At 69.0% G+C, this 21,985-nt stretch carries 19 protein-coding genes, 1 tRNA gene and 3 pseudogenes; 8 read left to right on the plus strand and 15 right to left on the minus strand.

All coding sequences use genetic code 11. The features are described 5' to 3' along the window. Positions 1 to 52: 52 nt before the first annotated feature. The 3 genes from QRX50_RS05780 to QRX50_RS05790 all read right to left on the minus strand — a co-directional run bounded on the left by QRX50_RS05780 (position 53) and on the right by QRX50_RS05790 (position 4,099). Positions 53 to 1,504 (minus strand): ATP-binding protein, encoded by a 1,452-nt coding sequence (locus QRX50_RS05780; protein WP_285970925.1) that lies wholly within the window; start codon positions 1,502 to 1,504, stop codon positions 53 to 55. Between the two features lie 489 nt (positions 1,505 to 1,993). Then, positions 1,994 to 3,229, minus strand: a complete 1,236-nt coding sequence (locus QRX50_RS05785) for a glycosyltransferase 87 family protein (RefSeq protein ID WP_285970926.1) — start codon at positions 3,227 to 3,229, stop codon at positions 1,994 to 1,996. Between the two features lie 150 nt (positions 3,230 to 3,379). Next, the gene (locus tag QRX50_RS05790; RefSeq protein WP_285970927.1) at positions 3,380 to 4,099 is read right to left on the minus strand and encodes a LysR family substrate-binding domain-containing protein; all 720 of its coding nucleotides are present in this window, start codon (positions 4,097 to 4,099) and stop codon (positions 3,380 to 3,382) included. Between the two features lie 37 nt (positions 4,100 to 4,136). Between QRX50_RS05790 and QRX50_RS05795 the strand changes: the two genes are divergently transcribed. From QRX50_RS05795 to QRX50_RS05810, 4 genes are all read left to right on the plus strand, one after another. Then, the gene (locus QRX50_RS05795; protein ID WP_285970928.1) at positions 4,137 to 4,508 is read left to right on the plus strand and encodes a DUF5997 family protein; all 372 of its coding nucleotides are present in this window, start codon (positions 4,137 to 4,139) and stop codon (positions 4,506 to 4,508) included. 122 nt (positions 4,509 to 4,630) lie between these two features. Continuing rightward, a complete protein-coding gene (locus QRX50_RS05800) occupies positions 4,631 to 5,434 on the plus strand; it encodes a metalloregulator ArsR/SmtB family transcription factor (RefSeq protein ID WP_285970929.1) in 804 nt (267 codons plus the stop codon). After that, the gene (locus QRX50_RS05805) at positions 5,431 to 6,018 is read left to right on the plus strand and encodes a dihydrofolate reductase family protein (protein WP_285970930.1); all 588 of its coding nucleotides are present in this window, start codon (positions 5,431 to 5,433) and stop codon (positions 6,016 to 6,018) included. Before QRX50_RS05800 ends, QRX50_RS05805 begins: the two co-directional genes overlap by 4 nt. Before the next feature lie 110 nt (positions 6,019 to 6,128). Further along, positions 6,129 to 6,201, plus strand: a tRNA-Lys gene (locus QRX50_RS05810). Positions 6,202 to 6,367: 166 nt separating this feature from the next. On the opposite strand, the gene QRX50_RS05815 is transcribed toward QRX50_RS05810, so the two are convergent. After that, complete coding sequence (locus tag QRX50_RS05815) at positions 6,368 to 7,105, minus strand: hypothetical protein (RefSeq protein WP_285970931.1); 738 nt, start codon at positions 7,103 to 7,105, stop codon at positions 6,368 to 6,370. A gap of 74 nt (positions 7,106 to 7,179) precedes the next feature. Between QRX50_RS05815 and QRX50_RS05820 the strand changes: the two are divergent. Further along, positions 7,180 to 8,460: pseudogene (locus tag QRX50_RS05820) on the plus strand (MFS transporter). Positions 8,461 to 9,607: 1,147 nt separating this feature from the next. On the opposite strand, the pseudogene QRX50_RS49415 reads toward QRX50_RS05820, so the two are convergent. The 6 genes and pseudogenes from QRX50_RS49415 to QRX50_RS05845 all read right to left on the minus strand — a co-directional run. Next, a pseudogene (locus QRX50_RS49415) lies at positions 9,608 to 9,661 on the minus strand (hypothetical protein); the annotation flags it as partial. A 102-nt stretch (positions 9,662 to 9,763) separates the two neighbouring features. Continuing rightward, positions 9,764 to 10,186, minus strand: coding sequence for a nitroreductase family deazaflavin-dependent oxidoreductase (locus QRX50_RS05830; RefSeq protein WP_285970932.1), 423 nt, complete (start codon positions 10,184 to 10,186; stop codon positions 9,764 to 9,766). 15 nt (positions 10,187 to 10,201) lie between these two features. Then, entirely contained in the window at positions 10,202 to 10,804 is a 603-nt protein-coding gene (locus QRX50_RS05835; RefSeq protein WP_285970933.1) for a TetR/AcrR family transcriptional regulator, read from the minus strand. 792 nt (positions 10,805 to 11,596) lie between these two features. After that, positions 11,597 to 12,301, minus strand: coding sequence for a GAF and ANTAR domain-containing protein (locus QRX50_RS05840; RefSeq protein WP_285970934.1), 705 nt, complete (start codon positions 12,299 to 12,301; stop codon positions 11,597 to 11,599). A 109-nt stretch (positions 12,302 to 12,410) separates the two neighbouring features. Then, positions 12,411 to 13,109, minus strand: a complete 699-nt coding sequence (locus QRX50_RS49420; protein ID WP_353074094.1) for a glutamine amidotransferase-related protein — start codon at positions 13,107 to 13,109, stop codon at positions 12,411 to 12,413. 27 nt (positions 13,110 to 13,136) lie between these two features. Continuing rightward, positions 13,137 to 13,679 (minus strand): helix-turn-helix domain-containing protein, encoded by a 543-nt coding sequence (locus QRX50_RS05845; RefSeq protein ID WP_285970935.1) that lies wholly within the window; start codon positions 13,677 to 13,679, stop codon positions 13,137 to 13,139. Positions 13,680 to 13,740: 61 nt separating this feature from the next. On the opposite strand from QRX50_RS05845, the pseudogene QRX50_RS49425 reads away from it, so the two are divergent. Both QRX50_RS49425 and QRX50_RS05855 read left to right on the plus strand, forming a co-directional pair. Beyond that, positions 13,741 to 14,526: pseudogene (locus QRX50_RS49425) on the plus strand (amidase family protein); the annotation flags it as partial. Positions 14,527 to 14,653: 127 nt separating this feature from the next. After that, positions 14,654 to 15,076 carry an amidase family protein gene (locus QRX50_RS05855; protein WP_285970937.1) on the plus strand — a complete coding sequence of 141 codons (423 nt, stop codon included), beginning with the start codon at positions 14,654 to 14,656 and terminating at the stop codon, positions 15,074 to 15,076. Here the strand turns inward: QRX50_RS05855 and QRX50_RS05860 are convergent. The 3 genes from QRX50_RS05860 to QRX50_RS05870 form a co-directional block, all read right to left on the minus strand. Then, positions 15,073 to 16,185: a WxL protein peptidoglycan domain-containing protein gene (locus QRX50_RS05860; RefSeq protein WP_285970938.1), complete on the minus strand. Its 1,113-nt coding sequence runs from the start codon at positions 16,183 to 16,185 to the stop codon at positions 15,073 to 15,075. The genes QRX50_RS05855 and QRX50_RS05860 overlap by 4 nt on opposite strands. An 89-nt stretch (positions 16,186 to 16,274) precedes the next feature. Next, the gene (locus QRX50_RS05865) at positions 16,275 to 17,888 is read right to left on the minus strand and encodes a purple acid phosphatase family protein (protein WP_285970939.1); all 1,614 of its coding nucleotides are present in this window, start codon (positions 17,886 to 17,888) and stop codon (positions 16,275 to 16,277) included. Between the two features lie 120 nt (positions 17,889 to 18,008). Further along, positions 18,009 to 19,097, minus strand: a complete 1,089-nt coding sequence (locus tag QRX50_RS05870; RefSeq protein ID WP_285970940.1) for a HupE/UreJ family protein — start codon at positions 19,095 to 19,097, stop codon at positions 18,009 to 18,011. A 304-nt stretch (positions 19,098 to 19,401) separates the two neighbouring features. Here QRX50_RS05870 and QRX50_RS05875 point away from each other — a divergent pair, with 304 nt between their 5' ends. Continuing rightward, the gene (locus QRX50_RS05875) at positions 19,402 to 20,055 is read left to right on the plus strand and encodes a type 1 periplasmic-binding domain-containing protein (protein ID WP_285970941.1); all 654 of its coding nucleotides are present in this window, start codon (positions 19,402 to 19,404) and stop codon (positions 20,053 to 20,055) included. 55 nt (positions 20,056 to 20,110) lie between these two features. Here the strand turns inward: QRX50_RS05875 and QRX50_RS05880 are convergent, their stop codons facing one another. Together QRX50_RS05880 and QRX50_RS05885 are read right to left on the minus strand one after the other, a co-directional pair. Continuing rightward, positions 20,111 to 21,001 carry an SDR family oxidoreductase gene (locus tag QRX50_RS05880; protein ID WP_285970942.1) on the minus strand — a complete coding sequence of 297 codons (891 nt, stop codon included), beginning with the start codon at positions 20,999 to 21,001 and terminating at the stop codon, positions 20,111 to 20,113. 44 nt (positions 21,002 to 21,045) lie between these two features. Beyond that, positions 21,046 to 21,789: an SDR family oxidoreductase gene (locus tag QRX50_RS05885; protein WP_220245805.1), complete on the minus strand. Its 744-nt coding sequence runs from the start codon at positions 21,787 to 21,789 to the stop codon at positions 21,046 to 21,048. Positions 21,790 to 21,985: the final 196 nt, after the last annotated feature.

Consider the following 21,985-nt stretch of genomic DNA (forward strand, 5'->3'; position numbering starts at 1 on the left):
GGAAAACGCGCGCCCCCTCACTCCAATCTGGGGGTTCCGGTGCGGCAGGGGCTCAGTCGTTGTCATCGGCGTCCGCCTGCGACTCGGCCGGACTGGTGGCGACCCTGCGGGTGCGGCTCTGCTGGAAGGCCCCGAACCGGGTGCCGCTGTCGCCGTGGCTGCGGTTGGTGGGCCGCGGGCCGGGGCTCGGCGCCAGCTGGCGCGACGCGGCGAGCGTCTGCCCACGCGGGCGCTTCGGCAGGCCGCCCGACTCGCCGAGCACGGGTTCCAGCGTGCCGCGCGTGGACTCGCGCTCCTCGGTGCGCACGGCGCTGACCACCGCTTCGCGGCGCGGCTGAGCGTCCGAGATGGGGTCGGAGAAGGGGTCGGTGCGCGGCTGCGTGATCAGGTGGTTGGGGATGCGCAGGACCACGCCCGTGCCGCCGCGCGAGGACGGGCGGAAGAACACGTGCAGCTGGTGCTTGCGGGCGAGCTGGCCGACGACGGCGAGGCCGAGGCGCGTGCCGGAGATCGTGGTGAGGTCGAGCTTTTCGTTCTGCGCCACGGCGATCTCGGCTCGCATGAGCGCCTGCGGCTTCATGCCGAGGCCGCCGTCTTCGATGGTGATCACCGCGCCGTTGTGGAGGTCCTCGACGTAGACGTGGACCTCTTCCGACGGCGCGGAGAACTTGGTGGCGTTGTCCATCAGCTCGGCCAGGGCGTGCATCACGTCCTCGGCGGCGTATCCGGCGATGGCGCTGCCGCTGGTGGAGTGGATGCGCACCCGCGTGTACGCGCCGATTCGGCCCATGGCGCCGCGCAGGATGCTCTCCATGCGGATCGGCTTGGCCCAGCGGCGGCCCGAGCGCGCGCCCGTGAGCACCGCGATGGAGTCGGCGAGGCGGCCGGCCTGGGCGGTGCTGTGGTCGACCTTGAGGACCTCGCCGAGCATGTCCTCGGGGCAGTGGTTCTCCATCTCGCGCAGGTCGGCGAGGATGCTGGTGGACAGCGCCTGCACGCGGCCGGCGGCGTTCGCGCACGCGGCCGTGGCGGCGGCGCGGCGGCGTTCACCCTGGGCGACCTCGTCGATGAACAGGCGCATGATCCGGTTCTGGAACGGGTCTTCCGGCAGCTGCGTGGAGTTGTAGACGTCGGCGGCGCTCGTGCCGTCGCGCAGGCGGTTGACCACGGCCGGCAGGGTCTGGTCGACCATCATGGAGAGCTCGAGGTTCACGGCCGTCATCTGCCGGGCCTCGACTTGCGCCCGGTGCTCGGCGTGGCGGGCACGCTCCTCGGCCTCGGTGAGGGCCGACGACCCGCGCGTGGCGAGGTAGACGGCGACGACGAGGGCGACCCAGGTGACGGCCGCGACGACCGCGACGAGCACCCGGTTCTGCTCGGGCACCTCCAACGTCACCCACGCCCACAGCGCACCGGCGACGACCGCCGTCACCGGGACCGCGACCGCGGCCGGGACGGCGCGCCCGCGCTGCTGCGCGTGGCGGGCGGGCAGTTGTTCCGACATGGCTTCAAGTCCTCGCGTCCGGTTGGTGGCAGGCCGTGCGCCGGGTTGGTGGTCTCACTCGTTGTTCTGGCTCGTTGTTCGGGCTCTTCGCTGGTTCACGGCTTTCGGCAAAGCGCGGTTCTCGCTTCCCGCCGGTGGCGCCGCTCCCCCATGCCTGGATGACGGGACCCGGATATTAGCGCCATCACATCCAGGCTGCGAGCACCAGTGCCCTGGCGGGGTGCTAATAGGGCGTCGCCGCAGCGGTTTGACGTGAGATTTCCGGCCTGTCGCCACTCTTCGCGATTCCCGATGTGACGCTGCGTGTGATCAACGCGCGCCATGGGACCTTTCGCCGCGGTCCAGACCTTGGCGGACGCCGCCGGCTTCAGTTCGCCCGAACAGACCAGCACGTTCACCAATTCAGCCCTGCGGGCCTACGATGGCGTGACCGAATTTTCGCCCCGTTCACTCGACGGGGACGGAATTGTTCTGGTTTGCCGAACGCGATTATGAATTCCGTCCGATGAGTGGGGAAAACGGTTTCCGTTCTTCGAGCACGACCGAAGCCGGTTGCGTCGCGACCACCTGCCAGGTGAGGAAACCGAGGGCGAGCAGGAGGTAGGAGTCGCCGATCACGTGCTGCCAGGGCGTCCACGCGAGCTCGCGGAAGTCACTGGACGGCACGAACGAGTGTGGCGCGAGGACGAACACGAGAGCGCCGACGGCCAGCGCCACGGCCTGGCCGGTGGTGCGGACGCGCGTGGCGAGAACGAGCAGCGCGGGGGCGATCCACACCCAGTGGTGCGACCACGAGATCGGAGAGAGGACGAGCACGGCCGTCGCGTTGACCACGAAGGCGAGCGGCTGGTCGACGCGGCGCATCACGACCGCGGCGGCGCAGACGACGAAAGCCGACAGGCCCAGCCACAGCACGTGGTACGGCAAGGAAGGCAGGTTGAGGCGGTGCAGCGCGCCTTCGATCGTCTGGTTGGTGGCGTACGGCGAGCCGCTGAGGCCCGCCGCGCCGGTGAGGCCACCGCCGAAGAAGTACTTCACGGAGGCGGCCGAGGCGACGAGGAAACCGAGCGCGGTGGCGGCCGCACCGGCGACGAGGGCGTTGCGGGCGGCGCGGAAATCCTTGGTGAGCAAGAAGAACAGCAGGAACCCGGCGGGGGTCACCTTGATCGCGGCGGCGATGCCCACGCCGAGGCCGCGCGGCCAACGCGGGTTCGGCTCGAGGCAGTCGACGGCGACCAGAGCCATGAGGACGAGGTTGATCTGCCCGAAGGTGATGGTCTCCCGCACCGGTTCGAGCGCGAGGGCGGCGACCGTGAGCGCGGTGGTCGCGATCAGCGCCGTCGTACGGGTGGGCCGCCAGAGCCGGCGGACCGCCGCGTGGAGAGCCACCCACAGGGCGGCGAGGGAGATCAGGTCCATGAGCACGGCCGCCACCGGCAGCGGCGGGATTGCCATGACCGTGAAGACGACGGCCGCGAACGGCGGGTAGATGAACGGCAGCGGGGTACCGGAGGTCGGCAAGGGAAGCGGGCCGTAGAGGTCGTCGCCGTGGAGAACGGCCAGCGCGCCGAAGCGGTAGATCTGCAGGTCGATCAGCCCGAAGCTGCCGACGGCCACGAGCACCGCCGCGACGATCACCACCGCCGCCCCGGCGAACAGGAGCGTGCGCTTCCTGTTGGCGCGCAACCGTTCTGCTTGCGCATGCGCCCACGTGCCGATGTCCATGTCCGCAGTCACCTCGGGTTCCCGGTTCTGGTCGATCCGGGATCCGAGCCTGGCGGGAACGAGCTGCGCGTTGATCACCTGAACGGCCTGGCGCGGTGGCCGTTCGGCCGCGATCGCGGCGGCGAAGATCAGCCGAATGGCCGATGCGGGTCAGGAGCGGCGGCGGGGTTTTTTGCCTTGCCGCTGGGGTTTTCTGGGCGGCTTGGGCGATTTGGGGTTGGCTTTGGCCTTGGCTTGCTTGGGCTGCTTGGGTTCCGGTGCTTTGCCGCGGGTGCTGTTGACGGTGCGGCCGCGGACGATGCCGATGAACTGTTCCATCAGATCCGTGGTCTCGTCCTCGAGCCAGGACAGCGCGACCTGCGATTCCGGGACGTCGGCGAGGGGCCGGTAGGTGAGGTCGCGGCGGTGGTGCAGCCGGGCGAGCGACTGCGGCACCACGAGCAGCCCCACACCGGCGGCGACGAGCTCCATCGCGTCGGCGGTGGTCTCCGGCCGGTGCTCGGCGAGCTTGCCGGGCGGGTGGGGCCAGTCGAGGGTGTCGTCGTGGGGATGGAGGAAGAGCTCGTCGGCGAGATCCTGGAGGGTGACCTCGTCGGCGGCCGCGACGACGTGGTCCTTCGGCACGACGATCACCGTGGTCTCGACGTAGAGCGGGATCGCGTGCAGCCCGGTGCGGTCGATGGGCAGGCGCAGGAGCGCGGCGTCGACTTCGCGGTCGTGGATCTTCCGGGTCGCTTCCGGTGGGTTGACCGCGTTGAGGATCAGCGGAACCTTCGGCAGGCGCTCCTGCCAGGTGCGGACCCACTTACCGGGCGTCACGCCCGGGACGTAGCCGAGCGTGAACGAGGGCGGTGCGTCCGGGCCGGTCACGCAGGCCAGATTACCGACGGTGGTTACCCTGGGCCCCATGACCTCGCGCAAGACCCCTCAGACGATGAAGCCCGCCACCGCCGCGAAGAAGCTCGGCGTGTACCTGGAGGCGACCCCCTCGTCGTTCCAGGAAGGCGCCGTCTCGCGCGACGAGCTCAACGCCCTGCAGACCGACCCGCCCGAATGGCTCCGCGACCTGCGACGCAACGGCCCCCACCCGCGTCCGGTGGTGGCCGCGAAGCTCGGAATCTCCATCGGCGGGCTGTCCCGCGCGGGGCTGACCGAGCCCCTCACCACGGCGCAGATCGAGGAGATCAAGGCCGCGGGACCGGACTGGCTGGAGCGGGAACGCGCTACGCAGGCCGAGGTGCGCCGGGAGGCGGCGAAGGTGAAGGGGTCGGAAGGCTGATCGTGGGCCTTCGCGCCCTCGGGGCTTCTGCCGGCTGAATTTTCTTGGCGAAATCGCAGGCCAGAGGTCTGTTTTCATATATTCCTTGACAAGAATATTCTACTCAGGGAATACTTCTCGTCATGAACGAGATCGCAGCAGCGTTGGGTGACGGGGCGCGGTGGCGCATCGTCGAGTTGCTGGCGGGGCGGCCGAGGTCCGTGGGGGAGCTTGCGGAGCTCACGGGGCTGCGTCAGCCGCAGACGACGAAGCACCTCCAGGCGCTCGCGAAGGTCGGAGTGGTGTCCGTGACGCCGCTCGGGCAGAGGCGGGTGTACGCGGTCGACGCCGTGCCGCTGAGGGCGTTCGCGGATCGGCTGGAGGTCATCCTCGACAAGGTCGAGGCGCACGCCGGCGAGCGGGACGTGCTCGAGCGGTACCGGGCGGCCGTCGAGACCGAGACGGCGGCCGCGGATCGGGAGAGGTGGGCGGACGGGCGGGAGTTCTCGTTCGAGCGCCTGGTGCCCGCGCCGCCGGACGTGGTGTGGCGGTACTGGGTGGAGCCGGCGAAGCTGGCCGACTGGTGGGCACCACCGGCGTTCTCGGTGGTCGAGGTCGTACTCGACCCGCATCCGCACGGCGAAGCCGTGGTGGAGTTCCGCGACGCCGAGGCCAGCTACCGGTCCGAAGGCCACGTTCAGGCAGCCACCGAGAACGAGCGGCTCGTGTTCGACCTGGCCGTGCTGGGTGAGGCGTCGTTCACGACCGAATACGACCTGGAGCTCGACGAAGTCGCCGAAGGCACCCACCTGCGGCTCGGGCTGCGCATCACCGACACGACCGTCGAGGCGGCGCCGCACATCGCCGGCATCGCGACCGGCTGGGGCCAGGTCCTCGACAACCTCATGGACACCATCAAGATCGACACCCTGGGAGCACAGAAATGACCCGCACCGTTTCCGCCAACATCAGCATCACCCTCGACGGCCGCTACAACGGCGCGGGCGGCCCCGACGACCTCGCCGCGATCGTCCCGTACGCCATGACGGAGGTCGCCCGCAACCACCTCGCCCGCCTGCACGACGGCGCCACCACGGCCGTCCTCGGCCGCCTCAACGCCGAAGGCTTCCTGGGCTTCTGGCCGACCGTCATCGACGACGAGGACGCCGACCCCCGCGACCGCGGCTACGCCAAGTGGCTGGTGGACACGGAAAAAGTCGTCCTGTCGACCACGCTCACCGAAGCGCCGTGGCCCCACGCTCGCATCGCCAACGCCCCCGCGGCCGACGTCATCACCGAACTGAAGGCCACCGGCGAGGGCGACATCCTGGTCAACAACAGCACCACCGTGATCAAGGCGCTGCTGAAGGCCGACCTCCTGGACCGCCTCTACCTCATGATCACCCCCGAAATCGCGGGCGGCGGCGAGCGCCTCTTCGACGACGGCCTGCCCGCCACGAAGTGGAAGCTGTCCCTGCACGAAACCGGCGACCTCGGCGAGATGGCGATGGTCTACGACCGGGTCCGGTGAGCCCTCGTCCATTGTGGAATCCCCGATGGGCCCGGCCCCGCCGGCGAGGTGACGAGGATCAAGGCCCACCCTGCTGGTGAGACGGCGGGCGCCCGCTAAACTGTGCCCGCGGGCCGCTAGCTCAGTTGGTAGAGCAGGAGACTTTTAATCTTCGGGTCCAGGGTTCGAGCCCCTGGCGGCCCACTCGTTCTTGCAGGTCAGCTAGGTATTTCCCTCCGGTGAACCCGGACTGTCCTGACCTGGTCGTGTGGCGTCCTGTCATCCTCGTGATGCAGTTTTACCTCGACATCGTTGGTCGAGGACACCCACCGGGCTCGCCGCCGCCGCTTGAGACGGAACCTGTCCAGGGCTACGTCGCGTCGGATGTCTCCGGGCTGAAGGTCAACTGCGGGGCAGCTTCCGTGTGAACGCGGACGTGACCCCAGTCGCCGGTGATGTCGAAGTAGCCGTCGCGGTATTGGAGGCTGTCGATGTTGCCAAGGTCCTCTTCGCCCGCGGCATCGCGGTAGGTCCGGCCCGAGCGGGCGATCCAGTCGATCTCCGTGGCGTTGCCAATGGTCAGCACGGCGTCGGCGTAGCAGTACTGCTCGTCGGGTGGCGGCGCATGGTAGCGGGGGTGACCTGGGGTGAGCACGAGGTCGAGGGTGAACGACACAGCGTCCGGGCGTTCGTTGAGCGCCAGGACGTAGCTGTCCTCCAGATGCACCTGGGCGAGGTTGGCGATGTCGGTGTAGTTCTTCACGCCTACTGGTCCCAGGTCATCGGTGTGTGGCTGCCAGGGCTCTTCAGCCTGACGGGTTCCCGGACGGGTCGGTTCGGATACCTTCGGTGGACTACCTCCGTCGAAGTATTCCGACAAAGTGACCTTCACCGCCGCAGGCCCTGCGGGCCGCTCCGGGGGCCTGTCCGATTTCTCACCAGCGCGGGCACCCTTGAGCGCTTTGCCTGCCACGCCGCCGATGAACACATCGTCGAAGATCTGGGCTGCTTGGAGGGAGTGAACACGCAGACCAGCTGGCGTTGGCGGCGTTCGTTTACCGGAGAGGAAGGAGCGTTGCACCATTGTTTCCGACGTGAACAGCCGCATAATCAAGCCGGCCGGGAAGAACCACTGATTGTCAAGCCTGGCAACGGAAATGGCCGGCGCGGTAAGATCGTTCGGTGTCGAGTGGGTCGGAAAAGAAAATAGGCGGACTGTTCCGGAATCGCGATTTCCGGCATTTTTGGCTGGCTGACGCGATCAGCCAAGTCGGCACCAGGGTGAGTGGCACGGCGATCTCGCTGCTGTTCGTGATCACGCTCCACGCCACGACGTTCGAGGTTTCCGTGTTGCGGACGCTGCAGACGTTGGCGTATCTGCTCATCGGGCTGCAAGCGGGGGCGTGGTGTGACCGGGTGCGGAACCGGCCGGTGCTGGTGGGTGCTGATCTCGGGCGGGCGGTGGCGCTGGGGTCGATTCCGGTCGCCGCGGTGTTCGGGGCGCTGACGATCTGACAGGTGTACGCGGCGGCTTTCGTCGCGGGGGTGTTGACGGTGTTCTTCGATGTGGCGCACCAGTCGTTTCTGCCGAGGCTGGTGACGAAAGAGGATCTGATCGAGGGAAATGCGAAGCTGAAGTTCAGCACATCCGCGGCCGCGCTGGTGGGGCCCGGGTTGGGTGGGCTGCTCGTGCAGTGGCTGGCGGCGCCGGTTGCCGTGCTGGTCGATGCGGTCAGCTATCTCTGGTCGGCGGCGTGGCTGAGGACGGTGCGGGTGCGGGAGGTCGTTGCGCCTGAGCATCGGGAAGCGGCGCTGCGGGCGCAGATCCGGGAGGGGCTGCGGTTGGTGCTGCGCCACCCGGTGCTGCGAGCCATCGCGTTGAACAACATGGTGTCGGCGTTGTTCTCGAGCGCGTACCTGGCGATTTCGACGCTGTTCCTGGTGCGGGTGATCGGGTTGTCCGCCGGGGCGGTGGGGCTGCTCGGGAGCCTCGGCCTGGTGGGGGCGCTGCTGGGATCGGTGCTGGCCCGGCGGTTGAGCAAGAAGGTTGGCGCGGCGAGGTTGCTGGTGACGGTCGCGGTGGTCGAGGGGCTGGCGTACCTGCTGGTGCCGTTGACCGGGCCCGGGTGGCAGCTGGCGTGGTACGTGGTGGCGGGGCTGTTCACGAGCACGTGCGTGATCATCGTGATCGTCGTGCAGGTCAGCTTCCAGCAGACGCTGTGCCCGGATCACCTGCTCGGCCGCATGAACGCCACGATGAACTTCCTCTACTGGGGTGCCGCGCCGATCGGCAGCCTGCTCGCCGGCGTGCTCGCGACCGGCATCGGGTTGCGTCCGATGCTGTGGGTGGCCGGCGGCGGGATGTTGCTGGCCGCGGTGCCGCTCGTCGCGTCGCCGTTGCGAAGGATGGTGGACCTGCCCACGGGTGACGACGAGCCGGTGAGCAGCGAGACGTCGGGCTAGGCGGGGCGGTAGCGGTCGTGGATTTCGGACCGGGCCTCGTAGCCCGCGGACCGGTAGGTGGCGACGGCGCCGGTGTTGGAGCTCGGTGTGTAGACGAGGGCGCTCGACGAGCCCAGGGACCGGAGTGTGGCGGCCGCGGCGACGGTGATCGCGCGGCGTAGCCGTGGTGGCGGTGGCCGTGGCGGACGCCGAGGGGCCCGATGACGCCGGGGCGACCGGGGCCGGCCGACCAGACCGTGATGGCGGCGACCGGGGCGCCGTGGGCGTCGAGGGCGAGGAGGCAGCGGGCGTCGGCGTAGGGGACGCCCGTGGCCATCGTGTGCCAGGCGTCGGCCGTGAAGGTCGAGCCGGTGAAGGCGGCGCGTTGGACGGCGGTGCGAGCGGCCGCCTGCGAAGGGCCGATGACCTCGAAGCGCAAGCCGGGACGCTCGACCGCGGCGGAAAGGTCGCGGTGGAGCGGGGTCCAGGGCTCGTCCAGGGGCCAGCCGGCGTCGGCGAGCAGGTCGTGGAGGATGGCGTCGGCGGGGACCTCGAGGCTGACGCGGCCGGCGGGGAGGACGCCCCGAAGAGGCTCGGTGACGTCGGTGAAGAGGTGCTGGGCCAGGAGCTCGTCGCGGCGGGTGTCGGGGCCGTGGTGAGGCGCAGGAGGGTGGGGCCGTCCTGGAGGCCGACGGCGACGAGCCGGCCGGAGCGGCGCCAGGTGCGCAGCGCCGCGGCCGCCTGGGCAGCGCCGGCGCGCCAGAACCAACCCAGGTCGCCCGGGTGGAGTTGCCAGGGGGTGTGGTCGCGCTGCCAGTCGCGCAGGGCGGCCACGGTTTCGGGCAGGTCCCAGACGGCCGGGGTGCTCAGCACGATCGACATGGCCCGACCAGAAAAGACCGCGCTGACCGCCGCAAACGATTAACTCAGCCGCCGGTGCTGGTGAAGCGCTCGCGGAAACCGTGGAGACCATGCCGAGCTCACGCAAAAGCACGACACAACGACGCCGACCTGACCCGCAACAGTGGCGACCGCGGCACCGCAGCATCAACTCAGCCACCGGCACTCGTGAAACGCTCCCGAAACGCCGTCGGGGCCACACCGACTCACGAGCAAAGCCACGACGCAACGACGCCGGCGAACCGAAACCGACCTGGCGCGCAATGGTGGCGACGGCGTCGTCGCAGGATTCGAGGCAGGATTTGGCGGCTTCGACGCGGATCTGTTCGACGTAGTGGGCAGGGGTGGTGTCGAGCTCGCCGCGGAAGAGGCCACCGAACGCAAGACGCCGCGGCGAGGGACCCCACCGCGGCGTCGAGGGAGCTCAGGCCTCGATCGGGCTGAGGACGAAGATCGGCATCTTGCGGGTGGTCTTGGTCTGGTAGTCGGCGTAGTCGGGCCACACCTCGACGGCGCGGTCGAACCAGGTGGCGTACTCGGCGTCGTGGACTTCGCGGGCCTCGTAGTCCTTCTTGACGGGGCCGTCCTGGAGTTCGACGTGGGGGTTGGCGACGACGTTGTAGTACCAGACCGGGTTCTTCGGCGCGCCGCCGAGCGACGCGACCACGGCGTACTCGCCGTTGTGCTCGACGCGCATCAGCGGGCTCTTGCGGAGCTTCCCGGTCTTGGCGCCCACTGAGGTCAGCACGACGACGGGCTTGCCCTGGTTGTCCGTGCCCTCTTGGCCACCGGACTTCTCGATGAGCGGACTATACCTTGCTTTGGCGCGCAGAAGTGACGGCGGCAACACTCACAGCGAAGATCAGCCGCAGACGCGTTCGACCAGGGTTTTCCAGCCGGCGGCGAGATCCCGCGGCATGGCGACGGGGGCGGTGCCGTCGGAGGCGCGCAAGTAGAGCAGGAGCGGGCCTTCGAGCGCGGCCGTCAGCTGCAGGGCCAGCGCGGGGATCGCCGGGACGTCGGGGCAGGCCTCGCGCAGCAGCATCTGCACGTGGAACAGCGACGGGCTCGCCGAGACCGGGATGGGCTGGGCCGGGTCGAGCGCCGCGCGGGCCAGCACCGTGCGTTCGACGAGGAACTCCATGCGCGCGTGGCCGAACGCGACGAGGCGGTCCACGGCCGGCGCGCCCGGGCCCAGCGGCGGCGGGCCGTTGAGGACGCGCTCCTGGAACGCCGTCTCCTCCACGTCGAGCAGCGCGAGGAAGATGCCGGCGCGCGTGCCGAAACGACGGAAGACGGTGCCCTTGCCCAGGCCGGCGCGCTCGGCGAGGCCGTCCATCGTGACCTTGTCGGCGCCGAGCTCGTCGACCATCGCGCGCGCGACCTCGATCAGGTGCGCGCGGTTACGGGCCGCGTCGGCGCGCTCCTCGCGCGGGCCGCCCAGGGGGATCGCGATGGGTTCCACGAGCGGCACGCTACCCGTCGCGGGTCACCGCAGGATGGACGTCGAGAGATCCCACAGGCGTTCGGAATTGGCCGGGTCCAGCGCGTACGCGGCGACGCCGGGGACACCGAACCCGGCGGGCGCGAAGGGACCACCGGGTGCCTCGTTGACGTCCTCGAAATAGCGGCCGCCGATGCCCTCGACCAGCGGAGACGCGGCCCGCCCAGACGTTGCAGCTGGTCAAGGAGGGGACCGCCTGCCTGCTGTGGCTCGCGACCTCACAAACCCGGCGCCGACGCGGCCACCAGCGGCATCCCGACGACCGTACCGCCCGCCATGCTCAACGTACTCATTTCCCGCCTGCTGGAGTGGAATCCGCGGCTGAGCTGCTTGCGCCGCGTAACTCACCTCGGGCAAGCCCCCACCCATCCTCGGGGGAACGGCCCTTGTCCAGCATACCGCCACCCACCGACAAAATGATCTCCCAAGCCGAGTTGTCCACAGCCGAGCCGAGTTGTGGACAACTGACGAAAGCGAGCTGGCACAACAGGAAACGCGGTGGCTGGGGATGTCCGGGCGGAGCAGGAAAGCGGTTCGGTGTCGTCGGCCGTGATCGAGCTGTCGGCGTGCTGCTCGGACCATGCCTGAAGAACCAGAATTCCGGGTACGGGAACCGGATTTTTGCCACCTTCTACGCCGAGGCAGGCAGGAACCCCAGCGGAGAGTCCGGGCGACGGCTCAGGCTTTTGGCTACTTTGGACAGTCCGGTCGACCGCGTGGTATCGGTTTCGCCGGCCGCCGTGGCGGAGTGAGTCAGCGGTCGGAAACCGTCGCCACGAAACGCACGGCGATGTCGCGGAGTTTGGTATTGGTCGTCTGCGATTCGGTGATGAGGCGGTGCATGGCTTCGTCCGCGTTGATGCGGTGGATGGCCATGAGCATGCCCTTGGCCTGCTCGATCACGCTGCGCGACTGCATCGCGTGGTCGAGTTGTTCGGCGCGGCCGCGGGCGGCGTGGTAGCGGTGGTTCGTGCGGAGGCCGAAGGCGACCATGGTGAGGTAGACCTTGAGCAGCTGGCTGTCGAGCTCGCGGAAGCCGTGGTCGCCGAAGCCGAAGAGGTTGAGCGCGCCGGCGAGGTCCTCGTCGACGCGCAGGGGCGCGGCCAGGTAGCTGCCGAGGCCGAGTTCCTTGGTGACGTCGGTGAACTCGGGCCAGCGGTGGTCCGCGGCGGGCAGCGACAGGCGCACGATCTCGCCCGTGTCGGCGGCCTGCAGGCAGGGGCCCTCGCCGGCGGCGTACTGCGCGGCGTCGACCTGAGTGGCGCGCGGGTCGGTGGTCGCGGCGGTCTCGCCCTTGCCCGAGCGGAGCACGGTCACGCTCGCCATGTCGGCGCCCGGGACGGCGCGCACGGCTTCGGCGCAGATCACTTCGAACAGCGCGGTGCCCTGCTCGTCGTCCTCGAGGGCGCGAGTGAGGCCACGCATGGCCTCGGTGAGCTCGTCGAGCTCTTCCGACATCTTCGTCTCCTCATCCACTCCGCCTGTTCTCCTGTCGTGCCGCGCAGGCGGGTTCCGTTCCCGCCGGCCTCGGTGAAGCCGCTGGGATCCCAACGGAACTTTCACGATTTTACCTGGTCACGCGGGACCGGCGAGCACCTCTTCGGCTTCGTCGAGCCACGCCGTGAAGACGGTGTGCGCCGCGGGGGCGAGGGTGGGGCCGTGGGTGATGGCGTCGACGCGGAGGGTGCGGGGGTCGACGCCCGCGGTGACCAGTTCGGCAGTGTGGCCGATGAGCCAGGGTTCGAGGCGCGTGTGGTCGGCTTCGAGGTGGAACTGGAGGGCGAGGGTGCCCGGGGCGGGGCTGAACGCCTGGTGGGGGGAAGCCCGGGGTTTCGGCCAGCGTCACCGAGCCGGCGGGGATGGCGAACTGATCGCCGTGCCAGTGGAGGACGGGGACGCCGTCCAAAGGGGACAGAATCGAGTCGCGGCCGGTGGGGGTCAAGGCCAGCCGCGAGTAGCCGATTTCCTTCTTGCCGGTCGGGGTGACGGCGGCGCCGAGGGCGGCGGCGATGAGCTGGGCGCCGAGGCAAATGCCCAGGGTGGGGCGCCTCAGAAAAAGCCGCGCGGCGATCGCGGTGAGTTCGTCCGACAGGAAGGCGTACAACGCGGTGTCGCCGACGCCGATCGGGCCGCCGAGGACGACCACGACGTCCGGGGCGGACAGCCGCTCCGGCGTGATCGGGTCGACGCCGGCTTCGAGGTAGTCGACGGTGTAGCCGCGGGCGAGCAGCAGCGGCTCGAGAACGCCGAGGTCCTCGAAAGCCACGTGTCGAACCGCCAACGCGCGCTCGGGTCACGCTTGCTCCTCCGGGGCCGCGATCACCAAGAGCACCTCGGCGGGCTCAGGGCTGATCGACTTGACGTAGTGGGGAATCCCGCCGCGGAAGTACACCGAGTCGCCCGCGGCCAGGCGTTCCGTGCGGTCCGGGAAACGCATCTCGATCTCGCCGGAGCGCACGAGGATGAGCTCGTCACCGGAGTGCGCGCGGTAGAGGCACTCGACCTCGTCGGCCGGCGGATAGATGAGGAACGGCAGCATCTGCTTGCCGACCACGCCGCCGGCGAGGTGCACGAAGCTCGAACCGGAGTCGGGCACGGTCGGGTCCGCGGCGGTGCCGACGCGGCGGACTTCGAGGTTGGCGCTGTCCTGCGCGTCGCCGAAGAGCTGGGTGACGTCGACGCCCAAGGCCTCCGCGAGGCCGATCGCGACGGCGATGGAGGGCGTGCTGTTGCCTCGCTCCACTTTGGACAGATACGACTTGGTGAGGCCCGTCCGGCGGGCGAGCTCGTCGAGCGTCCAGCCGCGTTCCTGGCGCAGCATCCGGAGGGTCCTCACGTATCGCAGCCTCTCACCTGGTCAGTGTCTCAGAATGAGACATGGTTGACGATAGGAAACCTTGTGTCATAGCGGCCGGGCGTCCTACCTTCGAACGGTCAACCCGCACGTCAACGCGATCACCAACCGGTTCTACGACCAGGCCCGGCAGCAGGCGGCCGACGCCGACCAGCGCTACCGCGAAAGAACCGCGCGCCCGCTCGAGGGAATTCCCTTCGCTGTCAAGGAACTGCACCCCGTGAAGGGCGTGACGACGTCGTGGGGCTCCAAGATCTTCGAAGGCGTCGAGGCCGACCACACGTTGCCGGCCATGCAGCGCATGTTCGACGCCGGCGCGATCATGCACATCCGCACCACCACGCCGGAGTTCGCGCACTGCGGCCACTGCCACAGCCCGCTCTACGACATCACCCGCAACCCGTGGAACCTCGACTTCAGCAGCGGTGGCTCATCCGGCGGCTCGTCCGTCGCCGTCGCGACCGGGATGGCCCTGCTGGCCGGGGGCGACGACGGCGGCGGCTCGCTACGCATGCCCGCGTCGTCGTGCGGGATCGTCGGGTACAAGGCGCCGTTCGGGCGCAACCCGTCGGCGCTGCTGGACACGATGTTCGAGGCCATCGTGCACGTCGGCGTGCTCGGCCGGACCGTGGGTGACGTGGCGCTCGCGCAGAACGTCGTCTCCGGTCAGCACCCGGACGACATCACGACCCTGCGCGAACGCGTGACCATTCCCGCTGGTCCCGGCTCCGTGGAAGGCGTGCGCATCGCGTACTCGCCGGACCTGGGTTACGTCGAGGTCGGCACCGAGGTCGCGCGGAAGACGGAGGAAGCCGTCGCGAAGCTGGCCGAGGCCGGCGCCGTGGTGGAGCAGGTGGACCTCGGCTGGAACGAGAGCACGTACGACGCCTGGGTCACACTGGCAAGGGCTGTTCGCGGCCATCGCCGGCGAGCACATCCCGCAGTGGCAGTACAAAATGGACCCGTTCGTGCGCCACCTCATCCTGCAGGGCCAGCAGCTCGACCACGTGCGGGTCAAGAAGACGGAGCTCGTGCGCACGGAGATGTGGACGAAGCTGTCGGCCGTCTTCGCGAACTACGACCTGCTGATGTGCCCGACGCAGGCCGTGCCCGCACTGGCCGCGAACCACCAGAACGACGACAAGTCCTTCACCATCAACGGAAAGCCGGTCGACGCCTACCTCGCGTGGGCACTGACCTACCCGTTCAACCTGCTGAGCCAGCTCCCGGTGCTCACCGTGCCGTCGGGCGTCAGCTCGTCGGGCGTACCGACGGGGCTGCAGATCGTCGGCAAGCCGTACCACGACGAGGCGGTGTTCTCGGCGGCGAAGACGTTCGAAGCCGTCGCGCCGTGGGCGCAGCGGCACCCGAACCTTTAGGACACAGCGGTTTCAGACACAGCGGTTTCAGACACAGCGGTTTCGGGCTCGACGGTTTCAGACTCGGCAGTTCCGGCCGCCGCGGGCTCGGATTCGGCGGAGGGGCGCTCAGCCGGGCTTGCCCCCGCTGAGTCCGCCCGGCGCTTCCGGAGCCGCCGAACCACGAAAACGACAACGAGCACCAGCAAAACCAGCACGACCAGCAACGTCCACGGGATCGCCCAGCCACCAGCCGAACCCGTCACCACAGCGAGCGGCGCGACGGAGCCGGACGCGTCGGTGAGCAACGGCGTCAGCGAAACGTCAGCGGACACGCGCACCCCCGGAACCACACCGTGAACGGGCACCGAAACGTGCCACGTCTCCCCCGGCAGCAGCTGCGGCGAGTCCGGGATCGCGGCGGCCGGGGCGGTCCAGGCACCGAACAGACTGGCGACCGACGCGCTCTGACGGGCGGCGGCGATGGCGTTGCCGGTGTTGTGCAGGGTGTAGGACAGCGTGGCGTCGCCCGTGCCGAACGGGTTCGCCGTCCCCGAGTAGTCGACGTGCGCGTCCTCCACGGACAACGCGGGAGCCAGGTCACCGCCCACGCGCAGGCGGATCCGGATGCCGAGGCGGCGCTCGACGGTGCCCTGCTGCACCGACGTCACGATGCCGCCCAGGAAGTCACCGGCCTTGGTGCCGGCAGGAACGGCGATGGTTAAAGGCACGTCGGCCGATTCGCCGGGCCCGAGCTTCAGGTGGTCGCTCGCCGCGCGCGCCCACGCGCCGACGCCGACCGACTTCTTGTCGCGCGCGAGGAGGTCGACCTGCCCATCCGGCCGGGTGAACGCGTCCGCGGTGTACACGGCCAGCTCCAGCGGCGCGGGGCCGTTGTTGACGACCTTGAGGCCGTCGTGCACCTGCTCCCCGGCCTCGGCGGTGTAGCTGTAGTTGACGCGGTCGGCGCCGAACTCGTTGGCCGCGGTGCTGACGGCCCAGGGCACGGTGTCTTGAGAAGCGGTGTCCTGGGAACTGGTGTCCTGGGCGGCGGCGGGCATCGCCGTGGTGGCGGCGAACCCGGCGGCGAGCAGCACCGCGGCGAGCGCGCGGGTGAGCGTGGAACGCATGTGCAGTCCTCGGGCAGGTGATCAGAACGGAGTGGGCGGCAGGGGCGGGTGCCGGCGAGCACCCGCCCCTGCCTGGTGGATCAGGCGAGTCAGCTCAACGCGGTGAGCGTGGAGCCGAGCTTGCCGAGGGTCTGGCTGACCCAGCACGGCCCGTCGTGGTCGTCGTGACCGTGACCGTCATTGCCGTGGCCACCGTTGCTGCTGCCACCGCCGTTGTGGCCGTCGTTGCCGTGGCCGTTGTCACCCTTGGTGTGGATGACGACCTGGTCGACCAGGGAACCGACCTTGCCCGCGGGCGAAGCGCCCTCGTCCGGGCCGCACCACTTGTCGTTGCCGCGCTCGACGGCGGCGTTCGGAGCGGCACAGGTGCCACTGCGGACGTTCTCGACCATCAGCTTGTCGTCCCGCACCTCGACCTTGACATAGGTGCGCACGTGCTCCTGGTTCTCGACGGAGTTGGCGTAGTGGTTGGTCGGGTTCAGCGGGTCGGGACCGTAGTTCGGGTCCTTCGTGACGTCCGGGTCGGTCAGGTCGTAGTACTTCGACCCCGAGGCGGAGTTCGCCGTCACGTAGACGACGCCACCCGGGCCCTGGACCACCGAGGTGGCGCCGGGCTGCTCGGCCGGGTTGGCCTTCTGGCCGTTCTTGAGCACGTAGCTACGCGAGTAGCTGTGGTCGTGACCCTGCAGGACCAGGTCGACACCCAGGTTCGAGAACGCCGTCGGGAAGTCCTTGCGGCGCAGCTGGTTGTCGCCGTCGTTGGCGTGCGAAGCCGGCGAGTAGATGGAGTGGTGGTACACGAGCACCGTGTACTTGGCGTCCTTGCCGTGCTTCTTGATCACGTCGGTGACGTAGGCGATGTGCGCCTCGTCCGCGCCGTTGGCGTAGGCGTTGCTGTTCAGGTCGATGAACAGCACACCCTTGTAGGTGTACCAGTAGTCGCCACCGGAGTTGGTGTTCTGCGAGCCGTTGTAGAAGGGCGTCGAACGGTCGGTGTTCGGCGTCCAGAAGTGCTGCTCGTAGGACTTGCCACCCACGTCGTGGTTACCGATCGTGGCGGCCCACGGGTACTGGCGCAGCTTGTCGGAACCCAGGAACGCGTCCCAGTCCGCCTCGGTGTTGGCGCTCTCGACCTGGTCGCCACCCGACACGAGGAGCTCGGCCTTCGGGTTGGCGGCCAGCGACACGTTCAGGGTGTCGGCCCAGCCGGCCCCGTCCTTCGCGAGGTCACCCGACGAACCGATCTGCGGGTCACCGTAGAACAGGAAGTCGAAGTCGCCCTTGAAGGACTGCGTCTTGAAGGAGTACGTCGGCGACCAGCCGTCGCTGTTGCCGATGCGGTACGAGTACGCCGTGTTCTGCTGCAAGCCGTCGAGGGTGGCGTGCGCGTTGAAGCCACCGTTGACCGAGTTGCTGCCGATGACCGCCGCGAACTTCTTGGCGTTGGTGGGGAACTTGCCGTGGTTGAGCCAGTTGGTCGGCACGAGCTCGACCCGCTGGTCGGTGTTCGTGCTGGTGTACCAGGACAGCACGCGCTGCGATTCCTGGGCGCCGACACCGAGAACGATGGTGTTGGCCTTGACCGGCGGGGTGGGCGTCCACGTGGCAGCGGTCGCCGAACCGTTGCCGAACGCCAGCGCGAGGCTCACGCCCACGGTCGCGATACCGAAGGCGAGGTTCCGCCCGGATCTGGAAGGTTTCATCGGATGTGCGTTCCCTTTCGGGTCAATGGGTCGGGAAGACCGATTGGTAGCGTTATCGGCTCTGGTGTGCGATAGGTGAACTTCGCCGGAAGGACGGGTGGACCACCTGCGAATTACGTGTCAGCCCTCAGCGATACGCTGCACAAACCATGTGAGACCCATCACCGACACGGCCGCCGCGATCACCCCGGTCGTCCACTGTGGAGCGAAGTTCGCCTTGCGGCGGATCAGCACGAGAAGTGGGAAAACGATCGCGATGATCGCCAGCTGCACCGTCTCGATACCGACGTTGAACACCAGCAGCGACCACAGGAGTGTCCAAGACCACGCCGTGTCGATGCCGAGCGCCGAAGCGAACCCGAGGCCGTGGCAGAGCCCGAAACAGAAGACCACGGCGAGCCGGGTCCACCCGGCACGGTCGAGGCTGAAGTGGCCGTCGCCGAGGAGCTCGTCGTCGATGCCGTTCACCTTGCGCCGCCACAGCCGCCACAGCGGCCAGGCCGCGACCACCGCGATCGACAGGGCGATGAGGGGCTCGATGATGTTGGCGGGCACCGTGACCAGACCGAGCGCCGCCAGCACGAACGTGACCGAGTGGGCGAGCGTGAACGTGGTCGCCGCCAGCACGATCTCGCGCAGGCGCCGCGAGCCGGCGATGAGCGCGAGCAGGAAGAGGATGTGGTCGAGACCAGTGAGCAGATGCTCCGCGCCGAGCCGGAAGAACTCCCAGAACCGCTCGCCGAACGACTGCTGCGTGGAGAACGACGGCTGGTGCGCGTCGAGGGCGGCGCTGCCCGAGGTCAGGTCGAGGTCGTAGGTGACGACCGTCTTGGTGTCGCGGACGTAACCCTCGGTGTCAGGGAACAGCGCGCTGCGCACCTCATGGGCGTCGGCGCCCTCGCAGCGGTAGTCGAGGTCGAGCAGCGCGTAGGGCACGCCTTCCCGCTGCTCCATGCGGAAGCCGCCGTCTTTCGTTGGCACGCAGGGACTTTCCGTGCTCACGTGGAAGCGGTCCGTCACGTACTTGATCACCGCGGCCGAGTGGCCTTCCAGCGCTTTCGCCTGCGCGGCCGAATCTTGTGCGTCGAATGCAGCAGTGCCCTGCTGGAACAGCGGGTCGTCGTGCTCGGCGTCGGCGACGGAAACCACCAGCAGGTCGTACTCGAGCCCCAGCTCCGCACGCACTTGCCCGGACCCGGGTGACGTCACGTCGGCGTAGACGACCGACGAAAAGCCGTGCGCGGAGGCCGTGGAAGTACCGAGAATAACCGCCAGTGCGGCTAACCCGAAAACCGTTGCCAGGCGGGCGAAACTTCGGATGCGGCGGAGCATGATCTTCCTCTTTCCAGTTGCTCCCCGCACTTTGCTGGGCTCAAGAGAACAACTGGCGGAGGGTGGGCGAACATGCAGCGACCGGATGCCGACGGAAGAAAGCGGCGCAAGGGATACCGGCTGACGATCGGGTAGGAAGGAGCTCGACTCCGTCACCACTGCCCCGAAAGGACGATCCGGCTTGCGTTCACGACTCGTCGCCGTCGGCGCGCTGGCCGCCCTGCTGCTGAGCGGGTGCGGTGTCTCCGACGACTGGTCGAAACCCCATCCCGCGCCCGCCGCGGTCGGCGTGCTCGGCCAGGGTTTCACCAGCACACCGCCGACTCCGGAAGCGACAATCACCCCGCGCCCGGGTTCGTGGGACGGCGTGCACCCGGCGCCGGGCTACCGCGTGGTGCTCCTCACAGCCGGCGACGACGCGCAGACAAAGACCCTCATGGACGCGGTGAAGGACTGGGCCGAGCAGGAGAAGGTGAGCCTCAAGGTCTTGTCGGCCGACGACCCCGCTCACCACACCGACTGCATCGTCGACGCCATGAACCTCGCGCCGGACCTCATCATCACGGCCGGCAGCGAGCTCATCGACGCCGTGACGGTGGTCACGGCCAGCCACCTCGACCGGCAGTTCCTCGTGCTCGGCGCCGAGGTCGCCGAACCCACCGTCAACGTGACCGCGGCGAACTGGACCGGCGCCACCTTCCGCGGCGCCGGCCTGACCACGGCCACCGACGGCGACCCGGCGTCGTTCACCCCCGCCCGCGCGGCGGCGGCCGTGCGAGCGGGCGTGGCGAGCATCCTGAGTGGACTGACGGGGATCGTCATCCGAGTGCCCTAGTCACGCCGAAAGGGAGGGAAGCCGATTCGGCTTCCCTCCCTTTCGCGTCAGCGACTCACTTCCGCACGGACAGCAGGTCCGCCAGGTCGATGCGCTCGTAGAACTCGCGGTGGATGCGGTCGGCGACCGCCGAGACCTCGGCCGAACCGTCGTCGGACGGGTCGATGATCACGCGGTACGGGCGTTCGCCGCGGGGCAGGGCGACGATGCGAGCGATTTCGGCGGCGACCGAGGAGACGTCGGCGTCGGCCGGCTCCAGGGCGGCGAGCTTGCCCGAGACCTGCTCCATCAGGCCGGCGTACTTCGTCTCGTAGTCGGCGACGACGGCGTCGTCAGCCGGGCGGCCCGAGTGGGCGAAGTGGTTGGTGCCCGAGGTGAACGCGCCGGGGACCACGATCGACGTCTCGATGCCCCACCGGGTCAGCTCGGTCGAGTAGCTCACGGCGAGGGCGTCCATGCCGGCCTTCGCGGCGAAGTACGGCGCGAGGTACGGCGGGGTGCCACCCTTGACGCTGGAGCTGGAGACCCACACGACCAGGCCCTCGCCGCGGTGGCGCATGCCGGGCAGCACGGCGCGGTTCACGCGCTGGGTGCTGAGCACGTTCACGTCGTAGAGCTCCGCGAGCTGCTCCGGAGTGAAGGCCTCGGCCGGGCCGGTGACCATGTGGCCGGCGTTGTGGATCAGCACGTCGATGGTGCCTGCGTCGGCTTCGATCTGCGCGACCGCCGCGTCGATGGAGTCCTGCGAGTTCACGTCCAGCTCGATGGCCCGCAGGTCGACGCCGTGCTCCTTCGAGTAGTCGGCGACGGCCTGGACCTGCGGGGCGTTGCGGCCGGTCGTCTCGCGCATGCCGGCGTAGACGGTGTGGCCCTGGTCGGCCAGCGCGCGGGCGGTGAGGGCGCCGAAGCCGCTGGAAGCACCGGTGATGACGATGGTCTGGGACATGGGAGTTCTCCTTCGACGCAGCAGTTACGGGGAGACGCGGTGGCTCAGATGGCTCCGCCGTTGGCGTAGATGACCTGGCCGTTGACCCAGCGGGCCGGGCCGGCGAGGAAGGCGACGGCTTCGGCGACGTCTTCGGGGACGGCGAGGCGCTCGAGCGGCGGGACCTTGGCGAGGCGGTCGATGACTTCCTGCGGCTTGCCTTCGAGGAACAGGGCGGTCGCGGTGGGACCGGGGGCCACGGCGTTGACGGTGATGTCACGTCCGCGCAGCTCGCGGGCCAGGATCAGGGTGATCGCGTCGACCGCGCCCTTGGAAGCCGCGTAGGCGGTGTAGTTGTTCAGCGCCAGCTTGGTCACCGACGTCGAGAAGTTGATCAGGGCGCCGCCGGAACGCAGCCGGCGGGCAGCCTGCTGGTCGACCACGAAGGTGCCGCGGATGTTGACGCGGTGCATGCGGTCAAGGTCGTCGAGCTTGAGCTCGGTCAGCGGCGCCAGGAGCATGATCCCGGCGGTGTGCACGACCACGTCGACCCCGCCGTAACGCTGCTCCGCGGTGTCGAACAGGGCCTCGACCTGAGCCTCGTCCGCCACGTCGGCCTGCGCCGAGCTCGCGGTGCCGCCGGCGGCGGTGATCGCGGCCACGACCTCGTCGGCGCGCTGCGGGTTGCCCGAGTAGTGCACCAGCACCTGCATGCCGTCCTTGGCCAGGCGCTCGGCCACGACCCGGCCGATCCCGCCCGACCCACCGGTCACGATCGCGACACGCTGCGTGGTCTCGTTGCTGGTCATCTCAGTCTCCGTATCGTCGTTTCGCTCTGTTGGTACCAACGTTACAACTGAACTCGTATCCGCGCTAGAGCATTCCCGTATCAACGTTATGACGTAGGCAACACCAGCACGTAGCGGCGCTTCTCACGGCTACCCCCGCTCGTGTGGCGCAACCCACGCGGCGTTTCGCCCGGTTCGGCACCGCCCGTTCCCTGCC

This window comes from Amycolatopsis sp. 2-15 (assembly GCF_030285625.1).
GTDB classification, from domain to species: Bacteria; Actinomycetota; Actinomycetes; order Mycobacteriales; family Pseudonocardiaceae; genus Amycolatopsis; species Amycolatopsis carbonis.

Excerpts from the sequence above, each read along its gene's own strand:
- QRX50_RS05860 (WP_285970938.1), bottom strand. The coding sequence starts at position 16,185 with ATGCGTTCCACGCTCACCCGCGCGCTCGCCGCGGTGCTGCTCGCCGCC.
- QRX50_RS05795 (WP_285970928.1), top strand. The coding sequence starts at position 4,137 with ATGACCTCGCGCAAGACCCCTCAGACGATGAAGCCCGCCACCGCCGCG.
- QRX50_RS05865 (WP_285970939.1), bottom strand. The coding sequence starts at position 17,888 with ATGAAACCTTCCAGATCCGGGCGGAACCTCGCCTTCGGTATCGCGACC.
- QRX50_RS05780 (WP_285970925.1), bottom strand. The coding sequence starts at position 1,504 with ATGTCGGAACAACTGCCCGCCCGCCACGCGCAGCAGCGCGGGCGCGCC.
- QRX50_RS05815 (WP_285970931.1), bottom strand. The coding sequence starts at position 7,105 with ATGCGGCTGTTCACGTCGGAAACAATGGTGCAACGCTCCTTCCTCTCC.
- QRX50_RS05785 (WP_285970926.1), bottom strand. The coding sequence starts at position 3,229 with ATGGACATCGGCACGTGGGCGCATGCGCAAGCAGAACGGTTGCGCGCC.
- QRX50_RS05885 (WP_220245805.1), bottom strand. The coding sequence starts at position 21,789 with ATGACCAGCAACGAGACCACGCAGCGTGTCGCGATCGTGACCGGTGGG.
- QRX50_RS05800 (WP_285970929.1), top strand. The coding sequence starts at position 4,631 with ATGAACGAGATCGCAGCAGCGTTGGGTGACGGGGCGCGGTGGCGCATC.
- QRX50_RS05805 (WP_285970930.1), top strand. The coding sequence starts at position 5,431 with ATGACCCGCACCGTTTCCGCCAACATCAGCATCACCCTCGACGGCCGC.
- QRX50_RS05880 (WP_285970942.1), bottom strand. The coding sequence starts at position 21,001 with ATGTCCCAGACCATCGTCATCACCGGTGCTTCCAGCGGCTTCGGCGCC.
- QRX50_RS05855 (WP_285970937.1), top strand. The coding sequence starts at position 14,654 with ATGGACCCGTTCGTGCGCCACCTCATCCTGCAGGGCCAGCAGCTCGAC.
- QRX50_RS05840 (WP_285970934.1), bottom strand. The coding sequence starts at position 12,301 with ATGTCGGAAGAGCTCGACGAGCTCACCGAGGCCATGCGTGGCCTCACT.